At 63.6% G+C, this 11,614-nt stretch carries 8 protein-coding genes; 5 read left to right on the top strand and 3 right to left on the bottom strand.

The features are described 5' to 3' along the window. The first annotated feature begins 116 nt into the window (after positions 1 to 116). Positions 117 to 1,190, top strand: a complete 1,074-nt coding sequence (locus JYP50_RS02980; protein ID WP_206558987.1) for a tetratricopeptide repeat-containing glycosyltransferase — start codon at positions 117 to 119, stop codon at positions 1,188 to 1,190. On the opposite strand, the gene JYP50_RS02975 is transcribed toward JYP50_RS02980, so the two are convergent. Beyond that, on the bottom strand, positions 1,191 to 1,955 hold the full coding sequence (locus JYP50_RS02975) for a proteasome-type protease (RefSeq protein ID WP_206558986.1): 765 nt from the start codon (positions 1,953 to 1,955) through the stop codon (positions 1,191 to 1,193). It abuts the gene before it with no gap. 291 nt (positions 1,956 to 2,246) lie between these two features. On the opposite strand from JYP50_RS02975, the gene JYP50_RS02970 reads away from it, so the two are divergent. Continuing rightward, positions 2,247 to 2,612: a DUF454 family protein gene (locus tag JYP50_RS02970; RefSeq protein ID WP_206558985.1), complete on the top strand. Its 366-nt coding sequence runs from the start codon at positions 2,247 to 2,249 to the stop codon at positions 2,610 to 2,612. 74 nt (positions 2,613 to 2,686) lie between these two features. On the opposite strand, the gene JYP50_RS02965 is transcribed toward JYP50_RS02970, so the two are convergent. Then, positions 2,687 to 3,898, bottom strand: a complete 1,212-nt coding sequence (locus tag JYP50_RS02965) for a helix-turn-helix domain-containing protein (RefSeq protein WP_206558984.1) — start codon at positions 3,896 to 3,898, stop codon at positions 2,687 to 2,689. Between the two features lie 232 nt (positions 3,899 to 4,130). On the opposite strand from JYP50_RS02965, the gene JYP50_RS02960 reads away from it, so the two are divergent. Next, positions 4,131 to 6,359 carry a TonB-dependent receptor gene (locus JYP50_RS02960; protein ID WP_206558983.1) on the top strand — a complete coding sequence of 743 codons (2,229 nt, stop codon included), beginning with the start codon at positions 4,131 to 4,133 and terminating at the stop codon, positions 6,357 to 6,359. Between the two features lie 16 nt (positions 6,360 to 6,375). Continuing rightward, entirely contained in the window at positions 6,376 to 8,040 is a 1,665-nt protein-coding gene (locus tag JYP50_RS02955; RefSeq protein WP_206558982.1) for an arylsulfatase, read from the top strand. 1 nt (position 8,041) lies between these two features. Here the strand turns inward: JYP50_RS02955 and JYP50_RS02950 are convergent, their stop codons facing one another. Beyond that, the gene (locus tag JYP50_RS02950) at positions 8,042 to 9,067 is read right to left on the bottom strand and encodes an AraC family transcriptional regulator (protein WP_206558981.1); all 1,026 of its coding nucleotides are present in this window, start codon (positions 9,065 to 9,067) and stop codon (positions 8,042 to 8,044) included. 163 nt (positions 9,068 to 9,230) lie between these two features. On the opposite strand from JYP50_RS02950, the gene JYP50_RS02945 reads away from it, so the two are divergent. Further along, positions 9,231 to 11,528, top strand: coding sequence for a TonB-dependent receptor (locus JYP50_RS02945; protein WP_206558980.1), 2,298 nt, complete (start codon positions 9,231 to 9,233; stop codon positions 11,526 to 11,528). Positions 11,529 to 11,614: the final 86 nt, after the last annotated feature.

Below are 11,614 nucleotides of genomic sequence, written 5' to 3'. Positions count from 1 at the left end.
GCGCCGGGATAGGTGCTACAGAAGCAGGTAAATCCTTAATCATTGCGTTACCGCCGCTGACGCAATCTGCGTGGCATAGTGGTATAAACGTGTTCTTTGGGTAGAGGGGGGCGGCCTTGCAACCAACGGTTTGCCTGAACATGATCGTGCGCGACGAGGCGGCGGTGATCGAGCGCTGCCTCGCCTCGGTGCGGGCGCATATCGACTACTGGGTCATTGTCGACACCGGCTCCGTGGACGACACCCCGGCGCGGATCGAGCGCGCGCTGGCGGGCGTGCCCGGCGAGCTGCACCGCAGTCCCTGGCGGGATTTTGGCCACAATCGCAACGACGCCCTGCGCCGGGCCCGGGACAAGGCGGATTACCTGCTGTTCATCGATGCCGACGAGCAACTGGAGGTCGACGCCGGCCCGGCGCGGCCCGCGCTCGCCGCGGAGGCCTATTCCCTCGAAACCTGCTTTGGGGCGCTGCGCTACGACCGTGTTGCCCTGGTGTCCACGGCGCTGCCCTGGCGCTGGGTGGGTGTACTGCACGAATACCTGGAGGCGGACGCGCCGGTGGCGCAGCCGCGCCTGCCCGGTTTTCGCATCCGGGTCACCCCGGACGGGGCGCGCTCCCGCGACCCCGCCAAGTTCGACAAGGATGCGGCGGTCCTGCGCGAGGCGCTGGCGCGCGAGCCGGACAACGCCCGCTACGCGTTCTACCTCGCCCAGAGCTATCGCGACGCCGGCAAGCCCGAGTTGGCCTTGCGGTATTACCGGCAGCGCGCCGACATGGGCGGCTGGGACGAGGAGGTGTGGTACAGCCGCTTCCAGGTGGCCATCTTGAGCGAGCACCTGCAGGCGCCGCGCGAGACGGTGATTGATGCCTACCTCGCGGCCCACGCCTGCCGGCCACGGCGCGCCGAAGCGCTGACGGCCCTGGCCACCTACCTGCGCGGCCGCCAGGATTGGGAGCTGGCCTACCTGTTTGCCCGCGCGGCCAGTGACATCCCGATGCCCGGGGACCGCCTGTTTGTCGATGCCACCGTTTATCGTTGGCGGGCCAGCGACGAACTCGCCCTGGCGGCGTTTTATTCGGGTCGCGCCGAGCGGGCGGGGCGGCTCTGGCGGCAACTGCTGGACAGCGGCGAGCTGCCGGCGTCGGAGCGCGATCGCGTCCGCCAGAATCTTACCTATATCGCCCCCTGATCAGTGGCGCCCGGCTTCCGCGTCGAATACCTCGCTCAGCGTCGGCAGATTGTCGAAGGCCTGGCGGATATTGTCGTCCCAGGCCTTGCGCAGCCGCGCCAGGTAGGGGTGGTGCTCCTCGAGTTTGAAGTAGCGGGACTGGGGCTGCAGGCTGTCGGCCCGGTAAAACAGGCACTCGATGGGCGGCCCCACGGTGGCGTTGGAGCGGACGGTCGAGTCCATGGATACCAGGGCGCAGCGCATGGCGGTTTCGGCGGGGGTGTCGGGGCGAATGATCCGGTCGAGGATCGGCTTGCCGTACTTGGTTTCGCCGATCTGCAGGTAGGGGTGCTGTTCCGAGGCGGTAATGTGATTGCCCTCGGGGTAGACCAGGTACAACTCCTGGGGCTGGCCCTTGACCTGCCCGCCCAAGATGAAGGTGGCGCCGGCGTTGAAACCGGCTCCGGGGGCGTTGTCGCCGGAGTACTTGGCCTGCTCGCGCACGCTGAGCTCGCCCACGTATTCGGCCACTTCCGACACGTACTTGGCCTTGAGCAGATTGAACCTGCCCTTGTCGTCCCCCTCCAGGTCGCGCTGGATCTGCGCCACCACCGCCTGGCTGGTGGCCAGGTTGCCCGCGCTGAGCAGCACCAGGGAGCGGTCGTAGGGCACTGAAAAACGGTGCATTTTGCTATAGGTGCTGACCCGGTCCGGGCCAGCGTTGGTCCGGGAGTCCGAGCAGAATACCAGCCCCTCATCGAGGGCGATGGCCAGGCAGTAGGTCATGGGTGATATCAGTGGCCCCGGGGGCGCGATGAAGTGGTACAGATGCAGCGAAGCATAATGGCTCTCCCGGTGGATTGCCACTACCGGTGCCCCGGGGTTGGCGCCGCGGTTGGTGGGCTTGCGAAGATGCCGCCGCGCGTGCGTATCTTCATTGCGCTCGCTACACTGGCGGGCAAAGTCCCCGCCCCGTGGGCGGTCGGGAGGATGCACCATGGGCAGGCGGGTCGCTGCTACTGACAGGTTTGGCGCGCGCCGCTTTCGCGGGCTGGCTCTTGGGGTGGGGCGCTAGCCGTGGCCGGTCTCGTGACGTTGGTCTGGCGCCTGCTGGCCCTGGGGGCGCTGGCGCTGGGTTTTATCGGGGTGGTGGTTCCCGGTTTGCCCACGGTGCCCTTCCTGTTGCTGGCGGCGTGGTGCGGCGGCCGCGGTTGGCCGGCGATGGAGCGCTGGCTGCTGGCCCACCCGCGCTACGGCGACACCATCCGTCACTGGCGCGAGCACCGGGCCATTCCGCGCAAGGCGAAATGGGCGGCCAGCGCGATGATGGTCCTGAGCGCCACCTCGGTCTTGGTATTCCCGGCTCCCGTCGCGGTGCGGGTGATATTGCCCGCTTTCCTGCTGTGCGTCGCAATCTGGGTGTGGCGGCGGCCCGATGTGTAATGTCGCTCGCCATCCGCGCTGATAGTCCGCGCTAGAATTTCCCGAAGGTCTTTCCCACACCGTCCCGCCTCGCATTAGCTCCCGCTAGCCAACTCGGTGGTGTGAGGTTTGGAATTGGCGGTTCCGGCCAGCCCCCCGAGCTCGCGATACTTGGCCGGTGTGAGCCCGGTGACCCGTTTGAAGCGGTTGTAAAAAGTGGACTGGCTGACAAAACCGACGGACAAGGCGATGTCCAGCAATTTGCGCTGCTTCGAGGCAGGGTCGGCCAGCAACGTTTTTGCGGCCTCGACACGGTGGAAATTGATCAGGTCGTAGAAACTGCCGCCGTATTCCTGGTTGATTGTCTCGCTCAGCTCCTGGGGGCGAATCGCCAACATTTTCGCCAGCTTCGGCAAGTCGAGGGTCGGTTCGAGATAGGGTTTGTCCGCGGCCAGCAGGCCCTGCAATTGTTTCCACAGTTCCGTCCGGCGTTCGATATCCATCCCCGATTTCTGGTATTTGCCGCTATCGGTATCCACTTCCGCGGGCGCCGCCACGTGGCCGCTATGTACACCGTCCAGCGCGGCCCGCACATGATCGCTAAAAATCTGTGGCTGCCGCAGGCCGCCGATGGCGATGAAATAGACAAGCAACGCCGTCACCGACAGGTTGATCACCGCCTTCACATCGCTGCTCATCCAGCCCAGCCAGCGGAATCCGTCGCAGGCAATGTGCAACAGGCTGACCAGCACCATGCACAGCAAAAGCCAGCGCAGCCAACCCAGGCCCAGGCTGTCCACCGCGGAAAGCGCCTGTTTGACCCGGTGGCGGTGGCGTTCGACCTGCCGCAGCGACAGCAGGGCGTATACCATCACAATCAGGCTCTGCATCGCCGATGCCAGTACCGTGCTGGGGAGGACTTGCAGCGCCTGCGTGTTCAGCCGCAGCCAGCCGGGGGAGCTGGCCATATAGGCGAACCAGGCCAGCCACACCAGAAGCACCGATGTGTGCGCCAGTTCCCGGGGCCGGAGGCGAAAATCCGGATCGGTCAGCGCCTTGACGTACAAAAACAGGACCGGACCATCGAGGTAGCGCAGGCCGAAGACCATGCGCAGGGTGTAGGAGGGGGCGCTGAACTCCGCGAGCTGAACCAGGTACAGGTAGAAGAGGTGCAGTGACTCGAGCCCGATATACAGCACCAGCAGGTTATTGGCGCGGCGGTTGCCCGACGGGACGCTGAGCAGGACCGCGCACAACAAGGCGCCCTGCGCGGAGGCAACCAGCAATGCCTCTCTCAGGAAAGTCATTGCCGCGATGTCACCGTAGCCGAAAGCCGCATTGTTATTCCCGCCTCCCCCGATTCTCTTCGAGCCTGGTTATTTAAGCCTCGCCGATCGGCTCGGAATCCCTGCCGAGGCGCGCGGAGGCGGTTGTGGGCCCAACGTTTCAGGATTATGCCGTCATTGAGGTTTCGAGTGCCAGCGTGAGGCCCCGGGGCTCAGTGGCTTCGTACTGATTGGTATAAATAGAAGGAAAGCTATGAAAAAACGTACAGTTGCCACCGACGCCCAACTATCCCGATTCACCTGGCAAAGGGCTGTCTGTGTCCTGGGTCTGATGTCGCCACCGTTGACGGTGTCGCCGCTCGCTTTTGCCCAGCAAGTTGATGCCCGGCCCGTCACCCAGGGGATGCTGGAGGAAGTCATCGTGACCGCGGAGAAGCGCAGCGAAAGCCTCCAGGACACGCCCATTTCGCTGGTCGCGCTGGGATCGGGCGAGCTGGAGACCCTGTCGATTGGCGATATCGACGATATCGGCGCCAATGTGCCCAATTTTCGCACTACCCCCCACCCCAACAGTGCGACGACGCCCCGGGTCTACATTCGCGGGGTGGGTAACTTCGATGACCAGATCACCCAGGACCCCAGCGTCGCGGTGTACCTCGACAGCGTTTACATGGGGCGCACCCAGGGCATGGGGATGGAGGTGGCGGACCTGGAGCGGGTGGAAATTCTCCGCGGGCCCCAGGGCACTCACTACGGGCGCAACGCTACTGGCGGCGCGGTCAATTTCATCACCGTGGCGCCGGAGATCGGTCGCTGGCAGTTCAAGCAACAGCTGAGCCTTGGTAACCGCAATAAACTGCTGTCTAAAACCATGGTAAATGTGCCGATCACCGATGAACTGGCGGTTAAGGGGTATTATCTCACCGCGCGAGAGGATGGCTTCATCGACAACCGGGGTGTCGGGGAGGCGCGCTATGGCGACGAGGACCGCGATGCCCAGCGCCTGGATGTCAAATGGACGCCGACCGATAGCCTGGACCTGCGCTACGGTTTTGATCGCTCCCACATCGGCGACACACCGGACTATCTCATGCCGAGCACCCTGGGCGTCTCCGTCGATCGTCCACACGCGAGCCATGCCGGTAGCCAGGACATCCAGCCCAACGACGCCACTACCGGGGGGCACCAGCTGACACTGAGCTGGTTCCTCGACAACGGTACCACGTTGCGCTCGATCACCAGCTACCGGGAGCTCGACAGCTATGTGTACCAGGACTACCTCTCGGGTACCGGGCGTCCGAACACGCCGTTTTATATCGATTCCTGGGTCGACCAGGACCAGTTGAGCCAGGAACTCCAGTTGCTGGGGTCGGCCCTGGATGAGCGGCTTGAGTACACGCTGGGCCTGTACTACTTCGAAGAGGACGGCGACGGCGAAACGCTCAACTGGCTGCCGGGCTTCGGTATTCGCCAGTACTCCCTGGCGACGATCGAAAATTCCGCACGCGCCGCCTACGGCGAGGTTACCTACACCCCGGATATCCTGCAAAGTCGGTTGCACGTCACCGCGGGCCTGCGCTGGTCCCAGGACAAGCGCCGGGCGCAGCTGCTGCGCAACAACCAGCTGAATGCCCTGGATATCGTCATTCCCGGCAGCCAGGAGCAGGGCGCAGGTTCGAGAGACTTTAGCGACCTGACGCCGACGATAACGCTTGCCTATGACCTGGGCGATCACACCAATATCTACGCCAAGGCCGGCGAGGGTTACAAAACCGGCGGGTTCAATATTCGCGCCACAACCATGACCTTCTTCGAGGACGGTTTCGGCGAGGAATCACTGCGGTCCTACGAGTTGGGTTTGAAAGCCGAGTGGCTGCAGAACCGGCTGCGCACGAATATCGCGGTGTTTCTGGCGGACTACGAGGATATCCAGCTCAATGCCCAAACCGTGCTCGACGACCCGAGCAAGGCGGATATCCTCAACGCGGGTGATGCCAGCATTGAGGGGGTGGAGCTCGATGTCACCGCGGTGCTTGGTCGGGGGTTCACCCTGGGCTTTAACTACGCCTACCTGAACGCCAGCTACAACGAGATTCGCGACGGCCTGGGTCGCGACGTCACCGATCACTATGAATTCGTCAACGCTCCCGAGAACAGCTTCCGCGCCAACCTGGCCTGGGATATCGCCGAGACCCCGCTGGGTTCGCTGCAGGCCTACCTGAACTACAGCTGGCTGGACGACCGCTATATCACCGCGACTACGCTCAACGGCCGCTACACCATCGACGCCTACGGGCTGGTCGATGCCCGCCTGACACTGGCCGGGATTCCCGGGCTCCCGGCGGGCGGCTTGCGGGTGGCGCTGTGGGGCAAGAATCTCGCGGACGAGGAATACGCCTACCTCAACGGCCCCACTTTTGGTGGGATAACCGCCTGGGGCGAGCCCCGCAGCTACGGCGTTGATGTGATCTATGAGTATTGAGTGCGGAGACCCGTCAATGAGTGTTTTGCCTTTCACCGCGGCCAGGCGCGCCGCCTGCCGCGCACTTGCCTGTATCCTGGGCTGTGTCGGCATATCGCTGGCAGCGGCCGCGGATGAGCGCCCCAACTTCCTGCTGATCCTGGCCGATGACATGGGCTTCTCGGATGTGGGGGCTTTCGGTGGGGAGATCGCCACGCCCCACCTCGATCAGCTGGCGGCTTCCGGCCTGCGCATGAGTAATTTCCACGCCACGCCGACCTGTTCGCCGACGCGGGCGGAGCTGCTGACCGGTGTCGACCATCACCTCGCCGGGCTTGCGAACATGGCCGAGCTGATTACCGACGCGCAGCGTGGGAAGCCCGGCTACCTGGGGTATCTCGACGAGGGCGTGCTCACCGTTGCCGAGCGCCTGTCGGCGGCGGGTTATCGTACGGTGATGAGCGGTAAGTGGCACCTGGGCAAGCAAGCGCAACAGGACCCCCACCGCCGCGGTTTCGAAAGCGCTTTTGCGCTGCTGGAAGGCGGACACAATCACTTTGGCAAGCCCGGCATGCCGCCGGCCTCGCTCGGTGGCGCCAACTACACCGAAAATGGTGAGCCGGTGGGCATACCCGAGCAGTTCTATTCCTCGGACTACTTTACCGACAAGTTGCTGGCCTTCCTGGACGAGGGTGACGGCCGGCCGTTCTTTGCCTACCTGCCGTTTACCGCGCCGCACTGGCCGCTGCATGCGCCCGCTGCCAATACGGCGAAGTACCGCGGCCGCTACGACGCCGGCTGGGAGGTATTGCGCGCGCAGCGGGTGGCGAAGCAGGCGGAGCTTGGATTGCTCGCGGCCAATGCCCCGGTACAGTCCCCGCAGACGCTGCGTGACTGGGACAGCCTCGGTCCGGATCAACAGCGTGAACAGGCCAGGAAGATGGAAATCTACGCGGGCATGGTCGACCGCATGGACTGGAATATCGGGCGTGTCGTGGACTACCTGAAGCAAACCGGCCAGTTTGACAACACGGTGATCATCTTCCTGTCGGACAACGGGGCCGCGCCGGACACACTGGAGAACATGGCCAGGAAGGTGCCCGACTTCCCGCCTATCGATCCCGGCGCGGTGAAGGACTGGGGAGGGCCGGATTCACTGTTGTCCTACGGTCCAAACTGGGCCCAGGCGGCAACCGCGCCGCGACGCCTGTACAAGTCCGTGGTCGCGGAAGGTGGATTGATTTCTCCGTTGATCATTCACTATGGCGGCTGGCCGCGCGGTGGTGAAATCAGCAACACCTTTGCCAACGCGCGGGACATCGCGCCAACGTTGCTGGAAATGGCGGGGGTGCAGGTCGCCGAAGCATCCGGTGACCGCCTGGTGGTGCGCGGGCGATCCATGCTGCCCTACCTGGCTGGCGAGCGGCAGCGGGTACACGGCGCAGACGATGTGTTTGGCTGGGAGCTGTTTGGCCAGCGCGCGATCCGCAAGAACCAGTGGAAGCTTATGTTTGTCAGCTCCCCAAACGGCAGTGGCGAGTGGGCGCTATACAACCTCGACGAGGACCCGGGGGAGACGCTCGATCTTTCCCGTCGCCACCCGGATGTTTTCAACGAGTTGCTGTCCTGGTGGGAGGAGTACCAGCGGCGAATGCAAATTGTCCTGGAAGAACAGGTTGTGAGCCCCTATACCGCAATGTGATTCAGGCGCTTGGTCGGTCGGCCGCCATCCGCTGTCGCCAGGCGCGGGGCGACATGCCGTGACGCTGTTTGAACGCCCGTGACAGGGCGCTGGGACAGCTGTAGCCGAGCATGTCGGCCAGCGCCGCGAGGCCTATTCGCGAGCGCGAGAGGTGCTGTTCCGCGAGGTCCAGACGGGCGCTGAGCAGCAGGTCCTTGAAGGTACTGCCCTCGGCGCGCAGGGCCCGCTGCAGCGCTTTGGGATGCCAGTCCAGGATGTTGGCGACGTCCTGCATGCCGCAGCGGCCGTTACCCAGTTGCTGGCATATGATCGTGCTGACCCGTCCGGCAAGGTCCGGGGCGATTTCCAGTGCCGGGCTCGCCAGGTAGTGCTCGAGAATGGCCAGCAACTCCGGGTCGTGACTGGTAATCGGGATATCCAGGTCTTGTGCCGGAAAGCGCAGGCCGTCGTATTCCTGGTCAAAGTATACCGGGGCGGCAAAATAGCGCTTGTAGTGCTGGCGCTTTTCCGGTGCCGGAAAGGCAAAGGAAACCGAGGTTGGCGCCCAGTGGTCACCCAGCAGTTCTCGAATTGCCTTGGCGTGTTGGGCGATCGACAGGGATTGGATTTGGGGGCGCTGGCTGTTCCGGCTGTGTGGGACGGTGCAGGTCAGTTCAACGTGGCTGCCATCGCGTTTTATATGCCAGCGGGCATCTGTGTACAGGCGCAGGCGTGGATAGGCGTTGGCCAGCGCCGCGCCGAGGGTGGGGGAGGCTTTCGCCAGCTGCGCCAGGGCGCCCGAGCCCACCGCGCGGCTGTGCCGGGCCACCACCAGGCCCAGGTGGGGGCAGTTGTACTGCTCTGCGAGCAGTTCAAGGCACTGGCTAAACGCCTGCCGGGACACAAAGTGCTCCTGGGCCTCAAGCAGGGTCGGGGCCAGTCCGGAGGCGCGCAGCGCGGGCAGTAGATCCATGTCCAGTTCCCGGGCCGCCGCCTCGAGTCCGGTGAGCATGGTGCTTCGTATCAGCGGTGAGTTGTTGCTCTGCATGGAGGCGGCCACGGTGTTGTCGAGTCCCGTAATGTCGCTTTGTTGTCCTCAACTGTCAAGAAATGCGGCAGGTAAGCTTCGATACTTGGCCCCGCTCAGTTTTTCCATGGCCGCCCGAGTGAAAGGCGGCTCGCTGTTCCAAAGAAATAACGAGGACAAAACCATGCAACGATCCCCCCTGGCCCTATCACTGGCCCTGCTCGCCGCTGGTACGGGAGCAAGTGGTGCCTTCGCCCAGCAGGGCCTGCTGGAGGAAGTGATTGTCACCGCGCAAAAGCGCAGTGAAAGCCTGGAAGACGTACCGATCTCCATGGCGGTAATGGGTACCGACGCCATGAACAAGACGGGTGTGCGCCAGATGCGCGAGCTGACCGAGTTCGTGCCCAATGTCTCCATGACCTCGGGCAACGACAGCAGTACCGCCGTGCGCATTCGCGGGGTGGGGGCCACCACGCGCAATATCGGCTTCGACACCCGCGTAGGCATGTACCTGGACGGTGTTTACCTGGGCCAGTCGCCCGCCCAGAACCTGGATATTCTGGACCTGGAGCGGGTGGAGATCGCCCGTGGTCCACAGGGAACCCTGTTCGGCAAGAATACGGTGGCCGGGGCCATCAACCTGATCACCAACCGGCCGGACCGGGAATTCATGACGGAGGTGCGGGGCGAGTACGGCAATCTGGACTCCCATCGCGTGTCCGCGATCGTCAACGCGCCCCTCACCGACAGCATCGCGGCGCGCTTCTCGGTCAGCGACAACCACCGCGATGGCTTTGTCAAAAACATTACCACCGGCACGGATTTCAACGAGCGCGACGGGACTTCCTACCGGGGTCAGATCCGCTACGAGGGTGACCGCGTCGACTTCAACCTGGCGGCGGACTACCTGGAATCCGAGCGCGTGTCCTTCTTTGGCGAGGCGGTGACCGACTGGTCCGGCACCGTGACTCCCGACCCGCTGGCGCCCGGGGATTTGGAAATTTCCAACAACGTGGACAACTACGAAAAGCGCGAGATTTGGGGGATTTCCGCCACCGCCGATATCGAACTGGGCCGCGGCTACAGCCTGCGCTCCATCACCGCCTACCGCGACACCCAATCGCACCGCATCCAGGACTCCGACCAATCGGCCTACGACCTGCTCAAAGTCGATTATCCCGACCAGTACGAGCAGTGGTCGCAGGAACTCCAGTTCTTCTCCCCCGAGGGGGAGCGCCTGCAGTATGTGGCGGGTCTTTACCTGTATGACCAGCGTGCCACCAGCGAGCGCGTGCCGACCCTGGGCTCGCAGACCGACGTCCTGTTCGACACCCTCGGGGTGCCACTGGCGCCCTTTAGCGACCTGTTTACCGGCGCCAGCTTGAATACCTACGGGGACGTGGATACCGAAAGCTGGGCGGCGTTCATTAACGGCACCTATGAGTTGACCGACCGCCTGACGCTGGGCTTCGGCGCGCGCTACACCGAAGAGGAAAAAACGGTGGATTACGCCATGCTCGGTGACGTGGTGTACTTGGGCGGCGTGGTCCCGGTGACCATCGCGCAGATATTCGGTGTGGCCGTGGGGCCGATCGTCGACGGGCGTACCACCGCGGTGTACCGGGATTCGAAGTCCTACGATGATTTCTCGCCCACACTCAGCCTGACCTACGCGATCAGTGACAATGTCAACGTGTACGCCAAATACTCTTCCGCTTTCAAGAGCGGTGGCTTCAACGTGGACTTTGTTTCCCAGAATGCGTTCGACAACGGCCTGGACTTCGATACCGAAACAGTCGATGCCTACGAAATAGGACTGAAGGGAACCGCGCTTGAGGGCAACTTGCGATTTGCGCTCGCCGGCTTCCAGATGACCTTTGACGACTACCAGTTGAACCAGTACATCGACCTCGGCAACAACCTGTCGGCGATGACGATTCGCAACGCCGCCCAGGTGAAGTCCCGGGGCTTTGAAGTGGAGACAACCTGGTATCCCAGCCCGGCGTTGATGCTGCAGGGTTCCGTGGGCTACAACGACGCGGAGTTCGAGGACTTCCCGGGTGGCGGCTCGAGCCGTCATCCCGACGGACTCGGCGCCGACCTGTCCGGCAACAAGCTGCCGCTGGCGCCCGAGTGGAGCGCGGCGTTCGCGGTCCAGCACAACCACGCCATCGACGCCTGGAACGCGGAGCTGGTTACCCGCATCGACTGGACCTACAGCGATGGTACCTATACCACCGAGGATAATGTCAGGGTGGCAGGTCCCGGCGGTAACGTACCCTATGGCTATATTGACAGCTACGACGTGCTCAACGCCCGCATCGGCGTCGAGGCCATGGAGCATTGGTCGGTGTACCTGTGGGCGCGCAATTTGCTGGACGAGGAGTACTCGCTCAACACGCCGGCGGATTTCTTCGGCACCATTGCCGAATTCCCGGCCGATCCACGCACCTACGGCGTCGAAGTGGCCTACACTTTTTGACGGGCGCATTGTCATGCCAGTGGGTGCCGGCGCGGAACCGCATCGCGGTCGCGTCGGCGCCTTCCGCGCTGTTGCGCAATACTAGA

Origin of the sequence: Parahaliea mediterranea (genome assembly GCF_017255185.1) — a bacterium.
In the GTDB taxonomy this organism is placed as follows: Bacteria; Pseudomonadota; Gammaproteobacteria; order Pseudomonadales; family Halieaceae; genus JAFKCZ01.
This window is presented reverse-complemented; position numbering and strand designations above follow the sequence as displayed.